19 protein-coding genes are annotated in these 24,971 nt (G+C 64.9%); 10 read left to right on the top strand and 9 right to left on the bottom strand.

The window, feature by feature from the left end:
* Positions 1–4: 4 nt before the first annotated feature.
* The 3 genes from ACIA8C_RS33790 to ACIA8C_RS33780 all read right to left on the bottom strand — a co-directional run bounded on the left by ACIA8C_RS33790 (position 5) and on the right by ACIA8C_RS33780 (position 3,018).
* A complete protein-coding gene (locus ACIA8C_RS33790; protein WP_397141796.1) occupies positions 5–244 on the bottom strand; it encodes a hypothetical protein in 240 nt (79 codons plus the stop codon).
* A gap of 151 nt (positions 245–395) precedes the next feature.
* On the bottom strand, positions 396–1,160 hold the full coding sequence (locus ACIA8C_RS33785; protein WP_397141794.1) for an alpha/beta fold hydrolase: 765 nt from the start codon (positions 1,158–1,160) through the stop codon (positions 396–398).
* An 88-nt stretch (positions 1,161–1,248) separates the two neighbouring features.
* A complete protein-coding gene (locus ACIA8C_RS33780) occupies positions 1,249–3,018 on the bottom strand; it encodes a lytic transglycosylase domain-containing protein (RefSeq protein WP_397141792.1) in 1,770 nt (589 codons plus the stop codon).
* A gap of 602 nt (positions 3,019–3,620) precedes the next feature.
* Here ACIA8C_RS33780 and ACIA8C_RS33775 point away from each other — a divergent pair.
* Both ACIA8C_RS33775 and ACIA8C_RS33770 read left to right on the top strand, forming a co-directional pair.
* Complete coding sequence (locus ACIA8C_RS33775) at positions 3,621–5,144, top strand: beta-N-acetylhexosaminidase (RefSeq protein ID WP_397141790.1); 1,524 nt, start codon at positions 3,621–3,623, stop codon at positions 5,142–5,144.
* Between the two features lie 73 nt (positions 5,145–5,217).
* Positions 5,218–6,369, top strand: a complete 1,152-nt coding sequence (locus ACIA8C_RS33770) for a hypothetical protein (RefSeq protein ID WP_397141788.1) — start codon at positions 5,218–5,220, stop codon at positions 6,367–6,369.
* Between the two features lie 68 nt (positions 6,370–6,437).
* Here the strand turns inward: ACIA8C_RS33770 and ACIA8C_RS33765 are convergent, their stop codons facing one another.
* On the bottom strand, positions 6,438–6,719 hold the full coding sequence (locus ACIA8C_RS33765; protein ID WP_396996312.1) for a hypothetical protein: 282 nt from the start codon (positions 6,717–6,719) through the stop codon (positions 6,438–6,440).
* Positions 6,720–6,750: 31 nt separating this feature from the next.
* Positions 6,751–7,770: an LGFP repeat-containing protein gene (locus ACIA8C_RS33760; protein ID WP_397141786.1), complete on the bottom strand. Its 1,020-nt coding sequence runs from the start codon at positions 7,768–7,770 to the stop codon at positions 6,751–6,753.
* Positions 7,771–8,347: 577 nt separating this feature from the next.
* Between ACIA8C_RS33760 and ACIA8C_RS33755 the strand changes: the two genes are divergently transcribed.
* The 3 genes from ACIA8C_RS33755 (at position 8,348) to ACIA8C_RS33745 (ending at position 11,298) form a co-directional block, all read left to right on the top strand.
* Positions 8,348–8,500 (top strand): hypothetical protein, encoded by a 153-nt coding sequence (locus ACIA8C_RS33755; protein WP_397141784.1) that lies wholly within the window; start codon positions 8,348–8,350, stop codon positions 8,498–8,500.
* A 120-nt stretch (positions 8,501–8,620) separates the two neighbouring features.
* Entirely contained in the window at positions 8,621–9,826 is a 1,206-nt protein-coding gene (locus ACIA8C_RS33750; protein ID WP_397141782.1) for a PucR family transcriptional regulator, read from the top strand.
* Between the two features lie 161 nt (positions 9,827–9,987).
* Positions 9,988–11,298, top strand: coding sequence for a lipase family protein (locus tag ACIA8C_RS33745; protein WP_397141780.1), 1,311 nt, complete (start codon positions 9,988–9,990; stop codon positions 11,296–11,298).
* A gap of 170 nt (positions 11,299–11,468) precedes the next feature.
* On the opposite strand, the gene ACIA8C_RS33740 is transcribed toward ACIA8C_RS33745, so the two are convergent.
* Positions 11,469–12,347, bottom strand: coding sequence for an esterase/lipase family protein (locus tag ACIA8C_RS33740; protein ID WP_397141778.1), 879 nt, complete (start codon positions 12,345–12,347; stop codon positions 11,469–11,471).
* A gap of 327 nt (positions 12,348–12,674) precedes the next feature.
* On the opposite strand from ACIA8C_RS33740, the gene ACIA8C_RS33735 reads away from it, so the two are divergent.
* Positions 12,675–13,103: a TIGR03618 family F420-dependent PPOX class oxidoreductase gene (locus ACIA8C_RS33735; RefSeq protein WP_397141776.1), complete on the top strand. Its 429-nt coding sequence runs from the start codon at positions 12,675–12,677 to the stop codon at positions 13,101–13,103.
* A 22-nt stretch (positions 13,104–13,125) separates the two neighbouring features.
* Here the strand turns inward: ACIA8C_RS33735 and ACIA8C_RS33730 are convergent, their stop codons facing one another.
* On the bottom strand, positions 13,126–13,290 hold the full coding sequence (locus tag ACIA8C_RS33730; RefSeq protein WP_397141775.1) for a hypothetical protein: 165 nt from the start codon (positions 13,288–13,290) through the stop codon (positions 13,126–13,128).
* Between the two features lie 60 nt (positions 13,291–13,350).
* Between ACIA8C_RS33730 and ACIA8C_RS33725 the strand changes: the two genes are divergently transcribed.
* Positions 13,351–13,611: a pentapeptide repeat-containing protein gene (locus ACIA8C_RS33725; protein WP_397141773.1), complete on the top strand. Its 261-nt coding sequence runs from the start codon at positions 13,351–13,353 to the stop codon at positions 13,609–13,611.
* Between the two features lie 633 nt (positions 13,612–14,244).
* On the opposite strand, the gene ACIA8C_RS33720 is transcribed toward ACIA8C_RS33725, so the two are convergent.
* The gene (locus ACIA8C_RS33720; protein WP_397141771.1) at positions 14,245–14,664 is read right to left on the bottom strand and encodes a hypothetical protein; all 420 of its coding nucleotides are present in this window, start codon (positions 14,662–14,664) and stop codon (positions 14,245–14,247) included.
* Between the two features lie 330 nt (positions 14,665–14,994).
* Between ACIA8C_RS33720 and ACIA8C_RS33715 the strand changes: the two genes are divergently transcribed.
* A complete protein-coding gene (locus tag ACIA8C_RS33715; protein WP_397141769.1) occupies positions 14,995–16,188 on the top strand; it encodes an MFS transporter in 1,194 nt (397 codons plus the stop codon).
* A gap of 947 nt (positions 16,189–17,135) precedes the next feature.
* Here the strand turns inward: ACIA8C_RS33715 and ACIA8C_RS33710 are convergent.
* The gene (locus ACIA8C_RS33710; protein WP_397141767.1) at positions 17,136–20,285 is read right to left on the bottom strand and encodes an FAD-dependent oxidoreductase; all 3,150 of its coding nucleotides are present in this window, start codon (positions 20,283–20,285) and stop codon (positions 17,136–17,138) included.
* Between the two features lie 723 nt (positions 20,286–21,008).
* Here ACIA8C_RS33710 and ACIA8C_RS33705 point away from each other — a divergent pair.
* On the top strand, positions 21,009–22,949 hold the full coding sequence (locus ACIA8C_RS33705; protein ID WP_397141765.1) for a potassium transporter Kup: 1,941 nt from the start codon (positions 21,009–21,011) through the stop codon (positions 22,947–22,949).
* A gap of 137 nt (positions 22,950–23,086) precedes the next feature.
* The gene (locus tag ACIA8C_RS33700; protein WP_397141763.1) at positions 23,087–24,898 is read left to right on the top strand and encodes a CHAT domain-containing protein; all 1,812 of its coding nucleotides are present in this window, start codon (positions 23,087–23,089) and stop codon (positions 24,896–24,898) included.
* Positions 24,899–24,971 lie beyond the last annotated feature (73 nt).

The raw sequence follows: 24,971 nt of genomic DNA, 5'->3' as shown, positions 1-24,971 counted from the left end.
CGGACTAGGGGTCCAGAGTGGTGTCGTCGGGATTTTGTCGTTCCAGCTCGTCGCGTGCTCGACGGGCGCCATGGAATGCTCCGAACGCGGCGAGGCCGGCGAGCACAGCGCCGACGAACAGGTAGATCGTCACGCCCCCAGGGCTTTTGGTCGATAGGCGGGCCAGGGTCAGGCCCGCCGCGATCATCGCGAGGACGGTGGTTTCGAGGATCAGAACGTATCGCGGCGTCGAAGGTCGGCGCATCCAGGTCCTCCTGGTGGGTATGGACGGTGAGTTCCTGGGTTGGGTGGACGGCTGCGTTGATGTAGCTGATGGATAGCTGATAGTGGAAACCTAGCAAGCAGCGGTCAATCTGACAAGACGTCTTACCGGATTGAATTATTGCATTGTCAACTCAGTTGGCCGGGATCGTTTTCCGTAGAAAGGCGATCAGCGCTGCCGTTGTCTCGACGGGACGCTCCAGATTGGGGAGATGGCCCGCGCCAGAGAGCTCCAGGTGACGAGCGTGGGCCAGCTGGTCGGGGAGCCGGGCGGCGATCTGGCGGAAGTCCGGCAGATCGTGCTCGCCGGAGACGGCAAGTACCGGAGCGCTGATCGCGGACAGGTCGAATTCGACCTGTCTCCGGCCGGGTGCGTCGTCGGCGGCCAGTTGCAGCTCGAAGGCGCGGCGCTGCATCCGCCGCACGGCTTCCCGCATCTCGGCATCCGCGTCCGGTCCAAGCCAGGTCGCAACATTGAGTTCCACCGCGCCCGCGATGTCCCCGGCGTCGAGCAGGGCTTCCTCACGTGCATCGAACGCCCGCAACTCCGGACTGGGATGGTGTTCGGGCACAGCGGTACACAGCAACGCCAAGGCAGTGCTGCGCTGCGGCCATCGCGCAGCGATCTGCAGGGCGACCTTCCCGCCGTAGGAGGAGGCGATGAGTGCCGCACGCCCGATGCTGAGTAGGTCCAGGAGGGCAAGGACGTCCTCGGCATCATTGAACAGGTGCGGCGGCACCGGACTCTGCCCGAAACCCCGGAAATCACAACGCACAACGCGATACCCCGCATCGATCAGCGCAGACCACTGAGGATCCCACATCCGCCGGTCACACACACCCGCATGCAGCAGGACCACCGGCGGCCCGCCGCCCGCGACATCGTAGGAAAGGAGCATCGCTCGGACGCTAGTCGGCAGGTAATGGACGCGCATCCGAATATCACGGTGGCCGGGTCCACGCTGCCGGTCTCGGGGGTGGTGCCGCTCAGGGGTGTGGAGCGGGTGGTACGGGGGGAGTGGTTGGTTGTGCTGGTGCGGGTTTCGGTGCTGGGTTGGGTGGCTTCTGGTTGGGAGCCGGGGTGGCTGGTTGCGGCTTGGGGGCCGGAGCTGGAGCCTGGGTTGCGGGCTGTTGCTTCGGAGCTGGAGCTGGTGCCGGGGCCGGAGCGGCTGGTTGTTGCTTTGGTGCGGGGGTTGTGGGAGCTGGTGTGGCCGGAGCCGGAGCCGGAGCCGGAGCCGGTGCGGCTGGTTGCTGCTTTGGTGCGGGGGTTGCGGGAGCAGGTGCGGGGGCCGGGGCTGGTGCGGCTGATTGTTGCGCAGGCGCTGGTGCGGCTGGCTGTTGGTTGGATGCCGGGGTGGTTGGTGTTGGCATCTGCGGTTGTTTGGGTGCGGGGGTGGCCGGAGCTGCTGGCTGCTGACTGGTGGGTTGGGCCTGCGGGGTTTGGCTGGGGGTGGGCTGCGGGGCCGGGGGTTTCGGTGGAGTGGTCGTGGTCGGTGTCGCTGGCTTGGGGGTTGTTGTTGCGGTGGGTGTTTGGGGCTTTTGTTCGGTGGGTGTGGGAGCCGGTGCGGCTGGCTGTTGGTTGTTGGCCTGTGGCGGTATCGACGGGCTGGATGTGATCGAGGCGGGTGTCGGCGGGGTGGTGGTTGTCGGCGCGACGGTGGTGGTTGTCGGGGTGGGTGTCGTCGACGGGGTTGGTATCGGGGACGTTGTCGTGTCTGGCGGTGTGGTCGTGGTGGGGAGTGGTGTGGTTGTTTGCGGGATGGTGGGCACGTTCGGCAAGGGGGACGGGCAGAAGACGCCGCACGGGATCGGTGCGCGGCCGGGGATGTTGATCATCACCTGGATTTTGAGTACCAGAGTGCCCGTGGGGTTTTGGGGGTCGGTTGGGAGCGCGTCCGTCGTGGGGGTGGGGTTCGGATCCGTTGTTGTGTCCGGGGCGGGGGTGTCCGGCGAAGTGGCGGGATCCGCGATGACGGCTGTTTCGCCTGCGCTCATGCTCGAGCCCGCACCGTCCGGCATGCCGCCGTTGGGAAGGGTGTCGGGGATGGGGGCGAGTTCGCCTTGGGGTGGTGCGCCGCCGGTTTTGTAGGCGTTGGACCAGCTGAGTACCTTCGACGCGTAGTCGAGCGAGTTGTTGTATCGCAGGACCGCGCGGGTCTCCTGCTTCGGATCGCGCATGTCCAGGTTGCCGGAGCAGAGGTATTTGCCCGCGCCGAGGACGGCGTCGAAGATGTTGTTGGGGTCGGATTTGTTGTCGCCGTTGCCATCCGCGGCGTAGAGGGTCCAGGTGCCGGGAAGGAACTGCATGGGTCCTACGGCGCGCACGTAGCCGCCTTCGGCGGCCTTGATTACCTCGTTGCCGGGCAGGGTGCCGTCCAGCGCCGGGCCGTAGATGATGCCGCGGGTGGTGCCGTCGGGTTCGGTGCGCCCGTTGCCCGCGTGGTTGGATTCGATCTTGCCGATGCCGGCCAGCAGGTGCCACGGCATGCCGCAGTTGGGTGTTGAGGCCTGCAGGGACAGTTCGGCGTTGCGGTAGGCGGCTAGCGCGATCTCCGGAATGCCCCGGGTCGGCACGTTGGGCAGGGCGACGTCGTGGATCGGGACCGTGGCATCCGGCCCCGGATCCTGCGGCGGATTTGCTTGCAACCGAAGCGATTCGGCGGAGGTCGGCAGCACCGATCGGTCGGCCGCCGAATTCGGCGCACCGGTGGGTGACATCGCGGCGGCCAGCACACCCTCGGGCACTTTGCTTGCCACGGAACCGGAAATCAGCAGCCCGGCAAATACGAGCGCGGATGCGGTAATCGGACCGGATATTCGCATCGGCTTACCAATCGTTCGTCGACGTCGACGGCCACTTGCGCGGTACCGCCACCATTTTCGATACCCTTCACCGACGGAAGTCTCCGTCGGGCCGAGAAAATCCATACCGGGCTCACGAATCATCCACCTCGACATCTATTTCCCGTTGCTCGCTGCGAGACGACGCCGAACGACGCACTCAGCGGGCATGAGAGCTGTTGGACAAGTGGATATCTCATGAGAGCTGTTGGACAAGCGGATGTCTCAGTCAACGGGCAGCCTGCTGGCCGCCGTGTCCCGAGCAACCGGCGCAAGCATGACATGAACGAGCCGCACGGAGATCCCCAGTAGAAGTGGGGAATTCGGCATGTTCTTGTTCCGCCACGGATCGATGATCGGTAAAACGCGCATATCCCCAGTTGAGAAGGTCCCCACTCATATCTTGCACGCTGATCCATACTTCTGGATGCCCCCTAAAGTTGTACCGGAGGTACGCTATGCGAAAGCTTCTATACCCCTTTGCATTCGGCGCAGCCGTGGCTCTCACCACGCTTGTCATGCCCGGTTTAACCGGTAACGCAGCCGACAACCAACAATCCATCGAGCGCGCGGTCACCGATATCGTGCCCATCCCCGTCGAGGCCAAGTCCGACGCCGGGGCGAACTTCAAGTTGACCGCCGCCAGCGTGATCCGCGCCGAGCACCAGGCCAAGGACGTCGGAGAGTACTTGGGTGGGCTGCTCCGGCCCGCCACGGGCTTCCCGCTGCCGGTGGTGGAGCGGTATGACCTGGCCAAGCCCGGTATCACCCTCGAGCTCGGCGACGCGGGCAACCGCGTCGGCGACCAGGGCTACCAGCTCACCGTCGCCAAGTCCGGAATCACGCTGAAGGCGAACACCACCGACGGATTGTTCGGCGGCGTGCAGTCGCTGCGCCAGCTGTTCCCCGCGGCGATCAACAAAACGACGGTGCAGCACCAGGATTGGCCGGTCGCCGGCGGCAAGGTGGTCGACTACCCGCGCTTCCGTCAGCGCGGCGCGATGCTCGACGTGGCCCGCCACTTCTTCAAGCCCGATCAGGTCAAGCGTTACATCGACCAGATCGCCCAGTACAAGGTCAACACCCTGCACCTGCACCTGACCGACGATCAGGGCTGGCGCATCGAGATCAAGAGCTGGCCGAAGCTGGCCGAGATCGGCGGGCAGACCGCGGTGGGCGGTGACCCGGGTGGCTACTACACCCAGGCGCAGTACGCCGACATCGTGAAATACGCTGCCTCCCGGCATATCACGGTGATTCCCGAGGTCGACATGCCCGGCCACACCAACGCCGCGCAGGCGTCGTATGGCGAGTTGAACTGTGACGGCAAGCCGGTGCCGCCGCGCACCGACATCGAGGTGGGCTACAGCTCGCTGTGCATCGCAAGCCCGACCACCTACAAGTTCGTCGAGGATGTCATCCGCGAGCTGTCCGCGATCACCCCGGGCAAGTACATCGACATCGGCGGTGACGAGGCACATTCCACCTCGGCAGCCGACTACAAGACCTTCTACGACAAGGTGACGCCGATGCTGGCCACCTACGACAAGAAGGCCACCGGCTGGCACAACATCGTCGTCACCAACCCGCCCACATCGGCCATTCCGCAGTACTGGGATACCGCCAACACCAATGCCGATGTCGCGGCCGCGGCCAAGCGCGGCAACAAGATCCTGATGTCGCCGGCCAACAAGGCGTACCTGGATATGCAGTACAACAAGGATTCACCGCTCGGCCTGCACTGGGCGGGCTATGTCGAGGTGCGGGATTCCTACAACTGGGATCCGGCCACCTTCTTGCAGGGCGTCTCGGAGAATCAACTCGCCGGTGTCGAGGCACCGCTGTGGTCGGAGACCCTGCGGACCAGCGCCGATATCGAGTACATGGCCTTCCCGCGGCTGGCGGGAATCGCCGAAATCGGCTGGTCACCGGCCGCGACGCACAACTGGGACAAGTATCGGGAGCGCCTGGCCAAGCAGGGCCCGATCTGGGCCGCGCAGGGCATCAATTTCTATCGCTCCCCGCAGGTCGACTGGAAATAGCCGGCGCTGCGTCATCACAAAGTTCGTCCGAAATAGCAGGATCGTCCCCCATACGATCCGGAAGGAGTCCGAGGTGTCGCCTTACCGAAAAACTCTTATCGCCACCTTCGCGCTACTAACCGGGCTGGGGGCTTTCCTGACCCCGGTTACCGCCGCAGCTCAACCGGAGGCCGCCCTGGTCGACAGCGACGGTGACGGATTGCCCGACGTATGGGAGATCAATGGATACGACGCCAACGGCGACGGGAAGATCGACGTGGATCTGCCCAAGATGGGCGCGGATCCGAAGCACAAGGACCTGTTCGTCGAGATGGACTACATGAACGGGCGCTTGCCGACCACCGCTGCGCTCGATCGGGTCACCGGGGTATTCGCCGCCGCCCCGGTGACCAATCCGGACGGCCGCAACGGGATCAATATTCATCTGGACGCGGGCAACGCCAGAGGCACCAAATATGATCTCGGTGGCGGCAATCAGGTGCCCTACGACAGCAATTTGTCCCCGGTGGACGATCAGGTCGCGGCGATCAAGCGAACCAACTTCGCCTCCGCCCGCTCCCATATCTTCCACTACATGATCTGGGCGGACTCCTACGACAACGGGTGCAGCAGCGGCATTTCGCTGGGCATCCCGGCGGACACCTTCGTCGTCGCACTCGGCCCCCAGTGCAACTGGAATCCCGGCGACGACGGCAATGTCGGCACGTTCATCCACGAACTGGGGCACAACCTCGGCCTGAAGCACGGCGGCACCGACCACGTCAACTACAAGCCGAACTACCTCAGCGTGATGAACTACAGCTTCCAGTTCTCGGGTGTACCGAAGACCGACGGCAGTGCGAACTTCGGTTACTCGAACGTGAACCCTCCTGCGTTGAACGAGAATTCGCTGCAGGAGCGCCAGGGACTCGGGGCGGTGGCAGCGGGGTGGAGGACCGTGTACTTCTGCCCGGATAACACCCGCAGGAAGACCGCGGGCTCGGCGGACCAGCCCATCGACTGGAACTGCAATGGCTCGATCCAGTCCGGCACCGTTCGGACCAGCGTGAACAACGACCGTAACTACACCACGCTGCAAGCCCAGAACAATTGGGCCTCAGTGGTATTCGACGGCGGAAACGTTGGCCCGGTCGGCGTCGAATCGCGGCAGCTGCCGGAGCGGTCGCCGGAAGAAATGACGAAGCAGGAGTTCGACCGGCTGCAGTCGAGTCTGCGCGAGAACTAGCGGAAACACTTCCCGGCGGTGCGTCTCGGAAACGGACGCACCGCCGGGAATGTTTGTGTTACAAGGGATCAGCGGTGATCGACGGTCTCGCGCCGGTCGGCCGTCCCGCGATTCTTCGCGAACATGGCCAGCACCGCGGTCAGCACCGCGCCGACCACACCACCGCCCGCGACCTGACCGATGACCTGCCCGAGATCGAGACCCGAGCCGGTTGCCGCCTGAATGATCGCGCCGGTGACGCCGCCACCGACCGCGCCTGCCGCACTATTTCCGGCCAGACCGAAACCCTTACCCGCGCCGGCCATGTTGCCGCCGACCAGCCCACCTAGTACGCCCAACAGCCATTCCATTGTCGTTCCTTTCCGTGGTCGTTTGTGCTGATCAGCCGCGAGTGCGCGGTGCGTCGCGGTGCATCTCGTGTGCACCGGCGACATTCCCCGCGCCACGCTGTGCGGCACCGGCACCGGCCGCAGCGGTGGCGTCGGTGCGCGGCGGCACGAACCCTTGTCGATCGCCCGTCGTGGTGCGTGCGCTGGGGGCGACCGGCGCCCGGGTCGTACGCGTTGTGGTCGGGGTCGGGTCCGACCGTCGACGACCGAGCATGCCGAGCAGTCCACCGACCACAGCCGTGATGGCCAAACCGATGGGGATGCCCCACCACCTGTTGATTCCGGAGTTGCCGGAGTCATTGGTCGCGTCGACGCCGGGGTTCGGCACCGCGACATCGGGTGAGTTCGCGCGGAATCCCGGTAGGGTCGCGGCTAGCTCAGGCGGTAGCGTCGCCAGGCCGTCGCTGTCGGACCACTTGATTTCGGTGCCGCCGGGGCCCTCGAAGTTGGCCGTCGCGACACCGTTGTCGACGGTCATATCCGAGCGCGGGTAGCCGAAAGGCCCGGTGATGCCGCCACTTTCACGCCAAGCGTCGAGCACCTTGCCCTTGATCGCCCATGCGCCCGTTTCTGGCTTCCAGTAGATCGCGGCTCCGCCAGGCTCGGCGAAATCGTTGAAGCGGCCCACGGAATCGCCCGCACCGGTCTCATCGTTGGTGGGGAAGCTCAGCGGTCCGCTCGGGCCGCCGAGGGACTTGTACTTCACCAGAATCTCGCCGTACACGGCCTTCGCGCCGGTATTCGGCGAGAAGTAGATGACGCCGCCCTGGTAGGCGCGTTCGGCGCCACCGGCAACGTCGGTGGCCGGTCCGAGCGGCGCGCCGAGGAACGACCCCGACCCGCCGAAGTCGGCATAGTGCGCGTCGATCGCATTGGTCGCCTCGGCCGACGGATCGGCCACTGCGGACGGCGCTGTGGCCAGCAGCCCGGAAGCGAGCAGAGCCACCGCGCCGACGGTGAGTGACGTGCGACGCCGGGTCTTTCCTCGATGGGTATCCAATATTTCAGGCATGGTCTCCTCGATTCGTCAGTGCGATGCGCGAGCCGACATAGCGCGGCCAGTTCACCGCTTACCGCGCGGCGATTCGGTCCTTGGTGCCTTCGGCCTGGACGTGATCGGTGAAAGGGGTCGCGCTTGCCTGAAACTCCCGGCGCGGCGGCCCCGGGTAATGGCTGAGTCTGGCTGTCATCTCGTCCTGGTCGAACTCGGACTGTCTGTTGGCGATATCAGCGTTGCGCTCCTGTTTCGCAGTTGATCACCGCCGCGAACAGGCACGGTCGATCAGCTACAGGCGGGCAATTCCCCGGATCCGCGGCAATCAAACGTGACTTTTCGCTGGAAATCGGCAGTCGGTGGGCAGCTGCGCCGGAAATCGCGGATCGAATGCCGGTGGGCCAGCTACTCCAGGGTTGCGAACGGGCGATCGATCGCTGACCGGGCGCTGTCGGACGTTCGGCGGATACCCCTGCCGCCCTCCGGCGGCCAGCATGGCTGCATGGCTAGACCACGCAATGACGCGAATTTCCACAATCGTTTCGAGCTACCACCCGCGCGGCGCTCGATTCCGGTACGGGGAGTGTGACTTTCGATGGATGTACTGGTAACCCTCGTCGCGCTGGTGATCGGAGCGATCGCCGTCTGGGGCACCGTCAGTTTCTGGACCGAGGACTCCTACAAACAGAACAGCCCGGACCCCACCCTGCGCGGGTGTCGCGGCGACGACGACCGCGGCGACCGATAGCGGTATCGGTGGATCCTATCGGTGGCTGAGACGGTCTGCTAGATTCGCGTCACCTTCGGTACCAGGTTCCTGAAATCGGGCATCGACGGGCGGTACCAGACATCGTCGTTGGGAGTTGCCGTGACCACAGCAGGCACCGTTGCCGCGTTCGATCGCAGCACCCGCCGGGCCGCCACGATCGAGCGATTGCTGTCGGATGCGCTCGCGTTGGTCGATGGCTTCTCGACGCAATCTCCGGTCTACGACGGGGTGCCCAGCTCACTGGTCGACGCGGACTTCGTGCCTGCCGCCGAGCTGAATGTGCGGTTGTTCTTCCAGTTCTGGCTCGACAGTAGCGAGCCGACCGAGGAAGCTACCCGTCCGCTGGTCGAGCGCGCGGTGTCGCTGGTGCACGACGGGATGCCGCTGGACGACGTGCTCGGCAACTATCGGGCGGGCGTCGACTTCCTCTGGTCTCAGCTGCCGACCACGGCATCTCCGGCCGGTCGGGCGGCACTGGCGGAGATCGGCCGCCCGCTCTCGGAGTATCTCTCGCTCATGACGGCCCGCATCGCGGTGGCCTGTGTCGAGGATGCCAGGCGGCGGCCGTGGGACGAGCTGGAACGGCGGCGCGGCATCGTGGACGCACTGCTGGCCGGGCGCGATCCGGTCGATTGGGTGGGTGATCCCGCGGTGCCGGTCGCGGAGGCGTTCGTGGTCGCGGTGATCCGCCCCGGCGACCCAGGCCCGGGCACACTGACCGATCTGCGGCGTCGAATCCACGATCTCCCCGGTGCGTTCCTGCGCCGCGACATCAGTGGTTGGACGGCGTTGATTCCGATCGATGCGCGCGACGAGAGCGCGGTCATCGAGAACCTGTCCAGCCGATTGGCACCCGGAATCGGCACGGGCGCAGCGCCTGTGCTGTGGATCGGCGTCTCGCCCGCGTTGACGCGGGCGGCCATACCGGCGTCGTTCGCGGAGGCGCGGGTGGTCGCGGAACTCGGTCGATGCCTGTCGCGCGGTGAGGTGATCTGCCGTCGGCAGGACCTGCGGTTGGAGTACGCGGTGGCGGTCGACGGGTCGGTGCGCAAGGAGCTGGCCTCGGTGCTGGAGCCGCTCGCGGATCAGCCGGTGCTCGCGGAGACGCTCGGGGTGTTCTTCGCGAACGAGTGCAATCAAAACGCCGCGGCCAGACTGTTGTTCGTGCACCGCAACACCATCACCTATCGGTTGGCGCGGATCGCCGAACTCACGGGTTACGACCCGCAGCGGCCGACCGAGGCGATGACGCTGTCGGCGGCGCGGACCGCGCAGCTGTTGGAATCGAAGGGGTTCTCTGCCTGACTTCGGGCGGACCCGCCGCGGATCGAATTCTATGGATGTGCACAACTGTCCCAGAGACGACTCTGTTGGTTTGTCGATAGCGGACGTTCTCGCGCGCGGGGTGTACTGACACCAGTTCGGTCTTCGCATAATGCCGATCACACGTGACGAGATGAGGGTGCATGTTCGGGGAGAGATTCACATGGGCGGCGGTGCCATTGACGGCGCTCTGCCTCGCGGTGTCCAGCGCCGGACTCGCGGCAGCCGATCCGTATCCGGCATTCCCGCCGGATCAGAATCAATTGCCACAGTTGCCCGCCGAACCGCAGATCTACGACCTGCTGCCCATCCCGGTGCCCGCCGAGGACCCGTGGTACGCCGATCCGGAAGACCTGGACTCCTACGCGCCGGGGCAGATCATTCGATCGCGCACCGTGCAGACCCGAATAATCGGCATACTGTTCCCCGTCGACACCAGGCAGTTGTTGTTTCGCAGCAACGACATTCACGATAACCCGATCGCGACCGCGACCTCGGTGATCACGCCAGGGATTCCGTGGACGGGCGGCCCGCGGCCGGTGGTTTCCTTCCAGGAGGCGATCGACTCGACCAACTCGGCGTGCAACCCGTCCTACACGCTGCAGGTCGGGACCATGAAGGAAGCCGCGCTGGCGGTGGGGTGGCTGGCGCAGGGTTTCGCGATCAACGTGCCCGACTTCGACGGTAAGTTCAATACTTTCAACACCTTCGACGAGGGCAAGATGGTGTTGGACAGCCTACGGGCCATGAAAAATGAAGCGTCGCTGGGCCTTTCGGATTCCGGAATTGCCACGTACGGCTATTCCGGTGGCGGTTCCGGGTCGATCCGCGCGGCCGAACTGCGCGAAAGTTACGCTCCCGACGTTCGTTTGCTCGGTACGGCCATCGGCGGCACGCCCGGTGACCTGCGCCTGCAAGCGCGGTACGCGACCGAACAGCGGCCCGGCCTCACCGGAATCAGCAACTTCACCATGTGGCTCGGCTTCGCCGGGTTGTCCCGTGAGTTTCCCGAACAGTTCGATGCGGCGAAGCTGCTGAACAAGGAAGGCCAGGCGATCCTGCAGGACATGCAGAGTCGTTGTGTGTACACGGTGGCGTTGTCGGGGATGTATCGGCCGATCAGTGACTACTTCAATCCCGGGATGACGTTGGAAAACGCGCCGGGGGTGATGCAGGTGCTGCAGGAACAGAGCCTGGGGCAACACATTCCGGACAGTCCGATCTTCTGGTACCACGGGATCTGGGATGAGTTGATTCCCGCGTCCGTGGTGTTGCCCGCGGTGAACGACTACTGGAACCGGGGTGCGGACCTGCGGTTCTACACGATGCCGCTGCCCGAACACGTCGTCAATGCGGTGGCGGTGTGGCCGCCCGCGGTGGCCTGGATCAGCGCCGCGCTGCGCGGGCTGCCGCCGGGGCCGCGTTTCAAGGCCGACTTCCAGCTTCCCGGCTAGTCGCCGGCGAACGATCGGCTATCGCAGGCGACCGCCGTGATAGCCGATCGCTCGCGGTGCTAGCGGCCGGAGCCGCCAGGCGGCGAGGGGAGCCGCCGGTCGCGAGGCTATCGGCGATGCGGACATTGTGGACAGACCCGGGAACATGCGCCACCGGAATTGGGGGCCCGCTATTTCGCGTGTATCGATCCGATGCCGCAGGGAATCGGAGCCTTGTGTTCCGGGTCTAATGCGTTGAGTACCAATTGGATTGTGGCGGGGTCGGATGTCATCGCCATGTGTTCGGCGAAATCTCCGGGGCAGACGTCTTGCAGGGTGATGTTGTCGACGTCGGGGCCGTTGAGGAAACCGGTGGTGTACGGCGTCGCGAACTCGTCGAACTTGGACGCGATGACGGTATAGCTGACGCCGGGTTGCGTTTCGCCGCCGCTATTGAGTTGGGTGATGAAGTCGGAGGTCGGCAGCTGTTCTGTGCAGGACGGGCACACCAGATCGGTTGCCGGTGGCACGAGGGTGATCGGCAGGCCGATCAAGCCCCATTCGGTGCCGTGATTGTCGGGCGCGAGGCCGACGAGGGTATGCACCTTCGGTGTGCCGCCGAGGTTTTTCAGATAGTACCGAGGCAGCACGCCGCCCTGCGAATGGCCGACGATATCCACCTGCTGCGCTCCGGTTGTCGTGAGCACTCGGTCGACGAAATCCGTGATCTGCTGCGCGGATTCGCGCATCGGCCCGAGGCCGGACACCGTGCCGCCGAGGCCGAGGCCGAAGTCGAGCGCGTACACGCAGTAGCCCGCCGCCGCGAGTCTCGGTGACATCGCGAACCAATTATCCAGGCGGTTCTCGAAGGTGCCGTGCGCCAGCACAATTGGGCGCGGATGCGCGGCACTAGGCCGGCAGGACCAGTCGTTCGCGCCCGGCGGCGGCGGTACGACGTCCACGTCGGACGAACCCTGGACCGGCACGGGCTCATCGGCGAAGGCGGTAGCCGACAGGCAGGTGAGCGCGAGAACGCTCAGGCCCGCCGCACATAATCTGAAACCACGCACAAAAGCTCCTCATATCCGGTTCGACGAGATGCAGCGCTGCCCGCTTGTCTCTGTGGTGAAATCCTTATGCGCGGATATCAATATGACAGACAACGTGGGGGTTTTCGGCGTCAATATTCTGTTTGGAATAAGGCATCGGATAATTACGCGGTGTCGAGCCTAACGCACCTCGCATATCCCGGCATGCCGTCCGCCGGGATCCACTTCACACACAACTTCAGATCGGGTCGGTGCACAGTTTCTCGCCGCGGGATTGGGCACTGTCACATGGTGGGCGCCGCCGCGTGACACGGGAATAACGCCGCCGATCTGGGTGTTCGATGTCACATGCCGAGACCCTTCACTGAGTCCGAAAGTCAGGAATTCCTCGCAGGCAAGCACATCGCCGTGCTGTCGGTAGCCGCGAACGACGGCCGCCCACCAACAAGCGTCCCCATCTGGTACGACTACACCCCCGGCGGTGACATCAGGGTCAACACCGGTGCCGAGCGCCGCAAGGCCAGGCTCATCCGCGAAGCCGGCGTCGTCACCCTCACCGTCCAGCGCGAAGAACTGCCCTACCAGTACGTCATCGTCGAGGGCACCGTCACCGACGCCGTCACTCCTTCCCCGCAGGACGTGCGGGAGGCGATTGCCGTTCGCTACCTCGGTCCGGAGCAGGGTCGCGACTTTGCCGCCAACATGGACGGCACCCAGTCCGTTCTGTTCACCATCCGCCCCGACCGCTGGATCAGCCAGGACTACTCCACCGTCTGACGAAGTCCCACACTCCCGCCGATTATGAACTGAGCCTGATCTTTTCGGCGGGATCGGCGTTGCTCACGCATTCCTGATACGGGTTGACCTGCCCTTGCCGTTGCTGGCAGGTCCACGCGACACCGCTGACGGTGACCGTCTGCACGCCCTCGGGGGCGGGTTGCCGGTCGTAGTACTTATTGGTCACCTCAACGGCATTGGCGCATGCGCCGCTGCCCTTGGTGGTGATGGCGATGACCGCGAGGCCGTGGACGCCCGGACCGCAGTGGACCGGGACCGGGTCGTTGGTCGGGGCCGCCGAGGGCTGCGCGCTGCTCGACTGCGCCGTGCTCGACTGCGCGGTGCTCGACTGCGCCGTGCTCGACTGCGCGGCTGTCGAGGTGGCCGAGATCGTCGCGGCGGAATCGGTCGAGTTATCGCTACACCCACTCACGCCCAACGCAATAGCGACAACGACCGCAGCAAGCGGGATCGAACCGGCGATTCGCAAGGCGCACTCCTGATTTGAGATTTCGGCATCGAGCCGGTTTCGCTCGCGACAGCCGCCCCGAGCGACTCCGAGTTGCCCAATCCTCACGCACCGATTCCACTCCCGCGAGCCCCCAGTTCGACCGGCACGTCAACGGTTCGATCTTGTAGGGTGACCACCGGGAAGCCACGCCGCTCGGCGGTCAGCTTGCTCTGGAGAGCTACCTCACGGAAGTCGTTGTACCGCAAGATAGTTAGGCACTCGCGCCCAGCCATAGCCGCCGAGATGAGCCTGCTCGAACATGCGGCGATGTCCGATCCTACTGAACTCGCCGGGAATGGACGACACCACCGGCTGGAGTACCGCGCAAGTCGAAGACCTCGCGAGTCATGGTTATGTCGTGGTCGCCATCAACGACACGCACGAGGCGTTTGCCGTCGAATTCCCAGACGGCCGTGTGGAACGTACTGCCGCAACTCGCGGCGGCCGGTCTTCTTCCGGCAGACGTGACAGTGCGAACGGTCGGCACCAACGGCGCGAACCGCTCGATCGACCTGCAGCGCACCTAGTTCGATGCGGTGTTCGGTCGAAGCGGTGGTGACATCGTCGAAACGATCAGGAATCTGGCGCAGCCCGAGGTCTTTCCACGCCTCGGTAACTAAGGCGGGTAGATCACAGGTTGTCCAGGGTGATGTTTCGGGCCTTGTCATTCCAAGGGATGTCGTACATCTGGGTGATCGCGTCGGGGTGGATCAGGCCTGACGGGTGTGGTTGTTGGAACCAGGCAACCATCATGTCGCTGTAGAGCCAGTCGTCGGTTCTGTTGGTGCACGGGCCGCGGAAGTGACCGATGCATTGGACCGGGGGGAGTAGTTCCCTTTCGTTGTCCATAGTCCGGATCGGTTGAACTAGGTGCCAGTGTGCGGCCCAACCCTGTTGCGGCCGCGCCAGATTCGCCACTAGGTAGTCATTGACCCGTTTGCCCGGGCCCCCTTCGATGAGATTCCCGTACGTCATGCTCAGCTCGACTGACGTCAATCGGAGCGTGCCGACCGCCACCTGTACAGAACAAAGCTCGAACGGAATCTTCACGTCTCCCCCTGGTGCGGTAATCGTGCCCAAATGCACTGTACCGCTGGCGGTTAGGAAGTTGGGGCGCCCGGTCGCTGATGATCTTGGCGCGGAGGATAGTCCGGCATGTCTGGGGCGGTGGCGTGCTGGAAGTCGGCGAGCGCTTTCACTGATTCGCGGGGGCGCAGCGCTGGGGGCGGTCGTCTGAGGCGGCGAGGACGCGGAAGGCCGTGAACCGGATCGGGCCGACGATATCGGGCTCTTCGCAGTTTTCAGGCGTTCTGCGCTGCCCGGAATAAACCTTAGCACTCAGTTACTTAACGTTGATGTTCTTAGTGAGGAGTGATTGACATGATGACGGTTTCCGATACCCCGGCGGTCGACGACACAGCGGAAAAGGTGCCGCTCCGAAGATGGTTCGCGGTTGCCGCGGTGGCACTCGGCACCTTCTCGGTGGTGACCTCCGAGCAGTTGCCCGTCGGCCTGCTCACCTCGGTGAGCGGCGCGCTCGGCGTCTCGCCGGGGACCGCGGGGTTGATGGTGACGGTGCCCGGGCTCGTCGCCTCCGCCACCGCGCCGATTTTGCCGGTGGCGATCGGGCGGTTGGACCGCCGCGTGGTGCTGCTCGGCCTGATCACCTTGATGGTGGTGGCGAATGTGCTTGCCGCTTTCGCGCCGAACTTCGGTCTGCTGCTTGCCGCTCGGTTCCTGGTCGGCATCGCCATCGGTGGGTTCTGGGCGCTCGCCGCCGGGATCGCGGTGCGCATGGTGCCCGCGAAGCATGTTCCGCAGGCCACGGCGATCGCGTTCGGCGGCGCCACCGCGGCCAACGTGCTCGGCATCCCGGCCGGAACACTGATCGGTGAGCTGACCGACTGGCGAATCGCGTTCGGCCTGCTCGGCGGGTTGGGTCTGCTGGTGGTTGTCGCGCTGCTGTGGTTGCTACCGCGGATGCCCGCAACCGAACCGGTGCGCCTGCGCACCCTCGGCGAACAGTTTCGCAATCCGGTGGTCCGTGCCGGTGTGCTGGTGACCTTCCTGATGGTGAGCGGCCACTTCGCCGCCTTCACCTTCGTGAGCCCGATCCTGCAGTCCGTTGCGGGTATCGATAAGTCGATGGTCGGCCCGGCATTGCTGGCATTCGGTGTCGCAGGCATCGCGGGCAACTTCATCACCGGGGTAGCGGCGGGCCGCAACATCCGCACGACGCTCATCACCATCAGCACGGTGCTCGCCGTAGTGCTCGCGCTGGTCGCGCTCGTCGGCGGCACCCCGATCACCGGCCTGGCGCTGCTGATCGTCTGGGGTCTCGCCTTCGGCGGTATCCCGGTAGGTGTGCAGACCTGGATCCTGCAGGCCGCACCCGGCTCCACCGAAGCGGCCACCGCGCTGAACACCGCGATGTTCAACCTGGCGATCGCACTGGGCGCCCTCTTCGGCGGCATCATCGCCGACAACGTGGTGCTCTCAGCAGTCCTCTGGTTCGGCGCCGCCCTCAGTATCCTTGCGTCCCTGGTCGTTTCGTTCACCCGGACCTCGCGCTGACACAGGCTTTGTCGGATCCCAGCGGGATGGGCTGGGTGCCGCCCACCAGCAGGTGCGCAAAAGTTCAAGCACGTGCAACAACCACAGCCACCCCCCGCACCGCCACCCCCGTCGCGGTGGCGCGCATCGACGTGAGTCAAATGGTCGCTTAACGATCTTCGATAGCGACCATTTGACTCACGTCAATGCATTCCCAGGCCTGCCGTTCATCGAGGTGAGTCTTATGGTGGCTTAACGATCTTCGATCGCGACCATTCGACTCGCGTCAATGCGGACCTGGGCCGGGGCGTTCATCGAGGTGAGTCATGTGGTGGTTCAACGGTCTTGGGTGGCAACCATTTGGCTCGGTTGATCTTGAAATGTTCGAGACGTCACCACAGCCAAGTGGCCATCTCGGGAACGTGAGGGCGTGCGCCTACAGTCGGGTACGGCACACGAGGTGACCACATTACTCACGGGAAAACCTGGGTAGGTCTTCAGCTTTGCGGGCTGGTCAGGTTGGGTCGTCCTTCGTTGTGGTGATCCGGATATGTCCACGCATCGAGTCCTTCGGTGTGCTGATCCGGTAGGTGCACATGGCCCAGGGAATGATCGGGTGGTGCTGGGCGCGTCGCCTGCCGTACCCGGCTGTAGTTATCGGTTGATCATGGGGGTGGGGGTTCCAGCGTGGTCATCTGGCTGTGGTGGCGTTTCGAGAGGGGGGTATCGAGCGTATGTCTTGTTCCAGCGGGGTGGAAGGCAGGGTGCACACCCAGTACGTGAGGGCGCACACCGACAGTGTGAGCCGCACACCGAGTGTACTGAGGGTGCGGCTTACACAGTCGGTGTGCGGTTGGTTCTGGCCCAGGGCTTTGGCTGCTTCCGGTGCGTTGGTGGAGCGAAACATGTTGGTGTATAGGGAGTTACAGGGCTTGTATCTAGGTGCCTCTGTCCGAAGGGCGGGGCGCCTACGGTGTTCGAATCGGTTGTGCGGTGGTCAGATCGATGGTTTCGGTGGGTGTCAGTACCGACCAATCTCCGGCGTACAGGGCGGCTCGCGCGGTGACCGGTACCGGCAGGCGACTGATCATCGCCTGCTGTGCGGCTGCGAGATCGGCGGGGTGGTGGCCGAGCACGGTCGCGCCGGCGACTCGTCCGTGTGACAGGATCAATCGCCGGTAGGAGTCGGGGCGATCGATGACGATCTCTTCGTCGCCGAACTCCGGTTCCACCTTTCCGGTCGAGAATAGTTCCAGTCCAACGCCTTTCAGGATCATGGCGGGCATGGCAGCGGCGAGCGGACGGTCGAAGCCGAGTGCGTTCACGGCGGCGACCTGCGCCTGCTCGGCGGCGACCGGCCACAGCCCGGATACCTGTCCGTCGAGTTCGGCGACGTCGCCTGCGGCGTAGACGTCGGGGACGTGCGTGCGCATCCGATCGTCTACCAGGACACCGCGTTCGACGGGCACGCCGGCGCTGCGGGCCAGGTCGATATTCGGCCGGATACCGGTGGCGGTCAGGAAGAGGTCACCTTCGATTTCACGACCGTCTCGCAGGATTACCCGGCGAACCGCAGGATCACCGGTGACGCGCACGGTTTCGGCATGCCGCAGCACCTGTATTCCGGTCCTGGTGAAGTGGTCGAGCACCAATTGCGAGCACCGAGAGTCGATCTGCTTGGCCAGTAACCGATCACCCCGAGCCAGCACGGTGACCTGAAGGCCGAGCAGGTGCAGCGCGTGCGCGGCCTCCAGCCCGAGCAGCCCGCCACCGGCGACTACCGCGGTGGCGCAACGGAATTGCTGGGCGTAGGAGCGGATCCAGATCGCGTCGCTGGCCTCGCGGAGCACGAAACAGCCTGGCCGCGAGAGCCCTTCGATGGGTGGCAGTGCGCTGCTCGCACCCATGGCGAGGATCAAGCGGTCGTAGGGCAGCGCCTCGCCGGTGCCGAGGAAGACCCGCCGTCCCGCGAGATCGATGCTGGTGGCGAGGGTGTTCAGCCAGGTGGTGATCTGATGGTCGTCGTACCACTGCTCGGGAAGTAGGTGCAGGCCCTGCATTGCCGAGCGGCCGTACACCAGACGCGAGATACCCATGCGGTTGTACAGCGGATGCGATTCGCGGCCGACGAGATGTATTTCGCAGTCGGGATGGTTGCGTCGGAGGAAGTCCGCGGCGGTCACTCCCGCGATGCCGTTACCGATAACGGCGACGCTGACGATGGACCGGTCGAAGCGCGTCGGACGCAGTCTGTTCGCGTTGCCGGGTTCCGGCGTCAGTGACACCTCGACGCTGCCGGTATCGATCCGTGCGCAGCAGGCCATCCGGGTGTTGCCGGCGAAACCGAGGCGGCGCAGGGTGTTCCGTTCGTCCTGACTGGGCGGCGACAGGCACGACATACCGTCGAGCACCGCGACCGGGTCGGCCCCGCACACCCCCATCCGGCAGCCTGCCTCGATCGGCTGCTTGCCTCGTTCGGCGATGTCGAGCAGGCTCATCCCGCTATCGGCGGCCACCTGGACGCCGTCGATGGTCACCGAAGCCGCAGGCGTGCTGGGCTTTTCCGGGTCTCGCGGTCGTACTTTCGGAAGTGCCAGCAAGACCGGTTCGGTGCGGGTTCCGGTGCTGAGCGCGAATTGCAGTTCGACGACGCGGGTCCTGGCGATCCATACGATCGTGGTAAGCAGAATCGTGGCGCTGATCGGCCAGTGCAGCCACGGTGCGCTGATCCCGGTGATCGTCGCGAACGACCGGGCCAGCGTCGCTCCGGCGAACCAGTAGAAAATGTTGAGCGCCAGCGCCGAATACCCGACGCTGATGGTCGAGACACTGAGCGGCGTCATCGCCTCCAGGGCGAAGAACAGGCCGACCGCGACGATCATGAACAGCCCGAGCGCCGAATAGCGCTGCACCAGACTGGTTTCGGTCTTCCCGGCCAGGGTGAAGAAGCCGAGGACGAAGCCGGGTAGCGTGGCCGCGAACAGTTTTCGCGGCGCGCTCCAGGCCAGTGCCGGATCGGTGAGATCCGATTGGTAGGCGGCCCGCGGTTTCAGGTCGAAGCAGTTCTTGGCGCAGCCGACACACGGTTCGCAATGGCTGTTGGGCACCGTGACGAACGGGGTCTGGCCGTACGCGCGTTGTAGCGGGAACAACGGGCAGATGCTGCTGCACCAGCCGCTCTTGCCTTTGAACAGCACGCCGCCGGTGAAAGCGGCGATGGCGACCAGCAATAACACGACGCCAGCGGCGGCACCGTTGCGATCCAATCCCGCCAGTCTGGCACCCGCGATACCGAAGAACAGTGTGGTCGCCCCGAGATAGCCTCGGGCGTATAGCCAATCGGGTGGATTCTTGCCGCGGGTGAAGCGTAGGACCCGAGGGATCTGGTTCGTCGCGGCCAGTGGGCAACTGTTCCGCCATAGCCCCGGCGCGATCAAGAATAGTCCCGGTAGCAGCGGAACCACCACGCCGAAGAAGACGAACAACCCGCCCGCGGGTCTGACGAACATCGCGACGATCATTTCGAAGTAGACGGCCATGCTGGCGATTCGCACGAGGTGCCACATTTTCCGCGGCATCCGGGTGGGTAGTTCGGTGGCGGCGGGGAACAGATTTCGGTTCCCGGTGGGATCGATACCCAGCATCCGATTGGCCAGCGTGACAAGTCTGGACGGCGGGGGATCGACCGGCGGTGCGGGGGCGGGTGGCGCACTCGGCGCGTCTTCGTCGATGCGAGCGAGTGGTTCGGTAACCGGCTCGTACAGCACGACGATTTCGGTGTCACCGAGCTGAACGGTGTCGCCGGTGGTCAGCGCGGTACGTCCGGTGAGCGGGACACCGTTGACCGTGGTGCCGTTGCGACTGCCGAGGTCGACCACCGAGAGCGCCGTGGGGCTGGGCACCAGCCGGAGGTGTCGTGGCGAAATGGTGGCGTCGCGCAATTGTTCGTTGTCGCCGTTGCGGCCGAAGGTCACCGGGCCGCTCAGCATCAGCCGCCGGGCGGCTCGGCCCGGTTCCCTGATCTCGATCAGCGGCGGACCGCTCAGCATCCCGGTTCGGCCGCCGAATCTTCGGAACCCGTTGTGCCAGTTGGCTGTTCTATCGGGCGGCGCGCTCATGCCGCACCTCCGCGCGGCAGCACGCTATGCCCGCGGCCCTGCTCCCCAACTGACCGGCGGCACGCGTCGACGCGTGTTTGTACCTCTATGCACATCCGGTGTGACCTCGATCGTCAGGTAAGTCAGGTGTCAGCGCGCACGCATGCGAACAGCGCTGACTACCTGTTATCCAATGGTGATGAACTAGCGACCGATCCGCGATGGGACTTAGGTATAAGAGTACGTGAATTCATATGTCAATGCTGTGAATTCGCCACCGGTTCAAGTGTTATGGCTTGCGGCCCACTCGGGCTCGCCCGTGGACCGCCTCGCGAAGCCGGTGCGGGTGACCCGCTCTCGCTTCTGATCAACGGTGCTGTCGGATATGCGGACCTGGGCCGATGCCGCACTGGGTTCGGCTGCGCGCCAGGGCTTCTCGACCCTGCCCAGGGTCGGGTCTTGGTCGCCGAGCCGTCAAGGGGGATCGCCATTTGCCAGCGAGTTGTCGTAGCGTGTCCGGCGGAATGTCCGGAATGGGCGAATACCGGCTCGGTATTAGTGATGACGTCGTCGGCCGAATTCGATTACCGCACCTTCATCTCTTATAGCGATGTGCATCTCTTATAACGATGAGCGCGATCGGGCGCTTTCCCGCTGGGCGAGAACGCCGCACGCGGCGTGGTTACAGTGACGTGGCGGCAAACCACGGCACGATGGGTACGGGCCGCGCAGTGAGGAGGCGTCATGGATACAGGGGTCGAGGTGACTCCATCGGTTCCCGCGACGGGCGGGGATCGGACGGCGCGGACCGCTGTCGTGGTCGGGGCGCTCGGCGTGGTATTCGGTGATATCGGGACGAGCCCGATCTACACGATCCAGACGGTGTTCAACCCGGACGATCCGCATCCGGTGCCGATCGGCACGGACAACGTGTACGGCATTGTGTCGCTGATCTTCTGGTCGGTGATGGTCATCGTCACCTTCACCTACATCTCGCTGGTGATGCGGGTGAACAACGACGGTGAGGGCGGCATCATGGCGCTCATCACGCTGCTGCGGCGGCTGGGCGGCGGGCGCGGCGGCCGGGCCGCCACGGTGCTGGCCGGGGTCGGGATCTTCGGTGCCGCGCTGTTTTTCGGCGACAGCATGATCACTCCGGCGATTTCGGTGTTGTCCGCGGTGGAGGGTCTGAAGATCGTTCAACCGGGTCTGGACGACCTGATCGTGCCGATCACCGCGGTGATCATCATCGTGCTGTTCACGGTGCAGCGGCGCGGCACGGCGGCGGTCGGCCGCCTGTTCGGGCCGGTGATGATCCTCTGGTTCGGGTCGATCGGGGCGCTCGGAATTTCGGGCATCACACGGCATCCGGAAATCCTGAAGGCGCTGTCGCCGACTTATGCGGTGGGATTCATGGTCGGGCACTTCGGCATTGCCTTCTTCGCGTTGGCCGCGATCGTGCTCGCCATCACCGGCGCCGAGGCGGTGTACGCCGACATGGGGCACTTCGGCCGGAAGGCGATCACCCGCGCCTGGCTCGGGCTGGTGTTGCCCGCCTGTGTGCTGAGCTACTTCGGACAGGGTGCGCTGATTCTGGGCGACGAAAGCAAGGTCGGCAGTCCGTTCTTCTTGCTCGCCCCCGGCTGGGCCCGGCTCCCACTGGTGTTACTGGCGACCGCCGCGACGGTGATCGCCTCGCAGGCGGTGATCACCGGCGCCTATTCGGTGGCGTCGCAGTCCGCGCAGCTCGGTTACCTACCGCGACTGCGGATCGCGCACACCTCGGAGTCGACCATCGGGCAGATCTACGTGCCGTGGATCAACTGGGTGCTGATGTTCTCGGTGCTGACGCTGGTGTTCGCCTTCCGCAGTTCGGCGGCGCTTGCCTACGCGTTCGGCATGGCGGTGACCGGGACGATCTCCATCACGACGCTGGTGTTCTTCTATCTCGCCCGGATCAAATGGAACACCCCGCTCTGGCTCGTCCTGCTCGGCGCGATCCCCTTGCTCGCGGTCGACGCGATGTTCTGGGCGGCGAACATGACCAAGCTCGTGCACGGCGCCTGGCTGCCGCTACTGATCGGGCTCACCGCCTTCACGGTGATGAGTACCTGGGCACGCGGCCGGGACGTGGTCACCCGCGCACGCGAGGCGAAGGAAGGCCCGCTGCGTCAGTTCGTCGACGAATTGCAGGACCATCAGCCGCCTTTGGTGCGGGTGCCCGGCACGGCGGTGTTCCTCAACCGCGGCATGGAAACCGCGCCGCTGGCCATGCGGGCCAACGTCGAGCACAATCACGTGCTGCACGAGCATGTGGTGATCATGTCGATCGACACCCTGCCGGTGCCGCGGGTACCCGACGGGCAACGCACCGAGATCGACGCGCTCGGCTACGCCGATGACGGAATCATCCATGTGACAGCACATTTCGGCTATATGGAGACGCCGAACATCCCGGCGACCCTGCGCCTGCTCGACCCATCGCAGACCGAAGGGCGGATCTCGATCGACGACGCCTCCTACTTTCTGTCGAAGATCGAGCTGAAGCGCGGATCCGAACCGACCATGGCGGCATGGCGTAAACGTCTGTTCATCGCCACGTCCTACATCACCGCCGACGCCGCCGAATACTTCGGGTTGCCGGGGCAGCGGACCGTGATCATGGGGGAGCGGGTCGAGGTGTAGCGCACAGCTGTTTCCGGTCGGCGCTATAGGTCGTTTGGTGGACACCGCGTTCCGGTGGGCATCGATAAACTGTTGTCACGCAGAATCTTTCGTGATTCGCGGAGACTGGTGATCCGGAAATTGACGTGTTCGACGGAATGACGAATCGGCTCGACCCGACGCTGACGCAGCGGGTCGAGCACCTCAAACAGCGCGTCACGGCCGCCGAGGAGTCGCGTTCGCCCGGCGAGGTGCGTGCGGTCCTCGCCGAGTTGAATTTGTTCATCGTGGAATTCGTGCCGGCGATGGGTACCGATCTCGACCAGGCGTTGCTCGGTACGGATGTGTTCCGCTGGGCGATAGTACTGGAATCGCAACTGCCGGAATGTAATTGGTATCGGGTCGCGCTGAACGCGACGATACACGCCGGCGCCTACGCGCATGCGGTGGCCCAGTTCTGGCAGAACGACGAGACTCAGATGCCGCTGCGCGCGGCCAACCAGATCGCCTTCGAGCTCGGCGCATACGCTAATCACCGTTGCGCGATGCCCGCGTTCGCGCCGCTGCTGCTGGAAAACGTCTCGGGCAGCCTGTATCTAGCGACGCAAGTGATGACCGCCCTGCGCGCGTACGATCCCGACCCGAGGCAGCTCATCGACCTCTCACGGGCGGGTAGGCGATGGGGCGACCGCATCAAGTCGGAGGAATACCGGGAGCCCGGTGATCGTGACCCCCGGATGATCAACCGGCGGTTAGAGGAGTTTCGCGCCCGTCAGGTGAAACTGGTGGAGGCGGCGCCCGCCCACCGCATAACGCTCGAAGCGCAAGCCCGGCACTGTGTTACGGAGCTCGCGGCGATGCGCTCGGGTCGCGACATCATCTATGTCGTCGCTACGGCGTTGGGGGGTGTCGCGTTTCGTACCTATGGGGACAGCGCACGCATCGGCCGAACCGTCAGCATCGACCTGCCTCGCTTCACCAGCCAGCGGGTGCGGGAGTGGCAGACCCGCATCAGCGACCTCTATCGTCGGCGCGAGACCGAGAGCCTGAGTGCGGCTGGCTTACACCACGAACTCAGCGTGATCCTGACCGAACTCGGCGAGGCAACCCTGGCGGTCATCCGGGTGCAATGGCCCGGCCTGAAAGCCTTCGCGCTCGCCCCGGTCGGTGCGGCAGGCACGCTGCCGCTCGGCGGCGCGCTGGTGGACGAGCGGCCCGCCCAGGTGCAGTTCGATATGACCGTCATCCCCAACGCGAGCATCTTCCTTTCCGCCACCTTGCCGCCGAGGCCGACCTCTCGTGCCGCGGTGGTCGCGGTGGACCCGTCGACCGGTGCCGACTTCCTGCCCGAAGTCGGGCCGGAGGGCGACGCGATCGCCGCGATACACGGGACTCGGCCGATGAACCTGCGGCCGAACAGCGCAAGCCTGCACGCGGACAGTACATTTCGCATTCGGGTGATGGCACCGAGCAGGCGAGGCGAAATCGCCGATGAGCTCGCCCTTTGCCCGTCGGTGCCGCATCCGGACGGCCGCATCCTCGACGCCATCGAACGCGCCGCCGTCGTGCATTTCGCGTGCCATGACGTGCTGGTGGAGCAGACCGTGTTCAATTCGGTCCTGCTGCTCGGCGAGAATTGGCTCTCGCTCAGCGAATTCCTTATCCGCCCGGTGGCACCGGGCGGCGTGATCGTCCTGTCGGCCTGCCATGTCGGGGCAGTGGTGACGAGCCTGCCGAACCAACTGCTCGGCTTCCCGGCGGTGTTCCTGTCGGCCGGCGCACGCACCGTAATCGCTTCTGCGCTACCGGTTATCGATTCCCGCGCGACGATCGCGTTTCTGGAAGACCTGCACCGCGGACTACAGACCGGAGTGGCAGGCCACGTCGCGCTCAGAGCGGCCATCGCGGCGTCGTATGACCGCGGCGACCACAGTTTCACCTGGGCCGGATTCACCGCCTACGGCGCTTGACGCGTATTGCGTTCGGGCGCAACGTCTTTCTCCGGCGTGCTGGTCGATATAGCACGGCACCCCGCGAACTGGC

The organism is Nocardia sp. NPDC051321 (assembly GCF_044455225.1).
GTDB lineage: Bacteria > Actinomycetota > Actinomycetes > Mycobacteriales > Mycobacteriaceae > Nocardia.
Note: the sequence above shows the minus strand (reverse complement) of the source record. Positions and strands in the feature narration are given on the sequence as shown.

What these genes read in the sequence shown, in the direction of transcription:
- ACIA8C_RS33735 (WP_397141776.1), top strand. Translation starts at nt 12,675, where the DNA reads ATGCCGAGACCCTTCACTGAGTCCGAAAGTCAGGAATTCCTCGCAGGC.
- ACIA8C_RS33700 (WP_397141763.1), top strand. Translation starts at nt 23,087, where the DNA reads ATGACGAATCGGCTCGACCCGACGCTGACGCAGCGGGTCGAGCACCTC.
- ACIA8C_RS33710 (WP_397141767.1), bottom strand. Translation starts at nt 20,285, where the DNA reads ATGAGCGCGCCGCCCGATAGAACAGCCAACTGGCACAACGGGTTCCGA.
- ACIA8C_RS33705 (WP_397141765.1), top strand. Translation starts at nt 21,009, where the DNA reads ATGGATACAGGGGTCGAGGTGACTCCATCGGTTCCCGCGACGGGCGGG.
- ACIA8C_RS33755 (WP_397141784.1), top strand. Translation starts at nt 8,348, where the DNA reads ATGGATGTACTGGTAACCCTCGTCGCGCTGGTGATCGGAGCGATCGCC.
- ACIA8C_RS33715 (WP_397141769.1), top strand. Translation starts at nt 14,995, where the DNA reads ATGATGACGGTTTCCGATACCCCGGCGGTCGACGACACAGCGGAAAAG.
- ACIA8C_RS33785 (WP_397141794.1), bottom strand. Translation starts at nt 1,160, where the DNA reads ATGCTCCTTTCCTACGATGTCGCGGGCGGCGGGCCGCCGGTGGTCCTG.
- ACIA8C_RS33760 (WP_397141786.1), bottom strand. Translation starts at nt 7,770, where the DNA reads ATGCCTGAAATATTGGATACCCATCGAGGAAAGACCCGGCGTCGCACG.
- ACIA8C_RS33745 (WP_397141780.1), top strand. Translation starts at nt 9,988, where the DNA reads ATGTTCGGGGAGAGATTCACATGGGCGGCGGTGCCATTGACGGCGCTC.
- ACIA8C_RS33775 (WP_397141790.1), top strand. Translation starts at nt 3,621, where the DNA reads ATGCCCGGTTTAACCGGTAACGCAGCCGACAACCAACAATCCATCGAG.
- ACIA8C_RS33765 (WP_396996312.1), bottom strand. Translation starts at nt 6,719, where the DNA reads ATGGAATGGCTGTTGGGCGTACTAGGTGGGCTGGTCGGCGGCAACATG.
- ACIA8C_RS33790 (WP_397141796.1), bottom strand. Translation starts at nt 244, where the DNA reads ATGCGCCGACCTTCGACGCCGCGATACGTTCTGATCCTCGAAACCACC.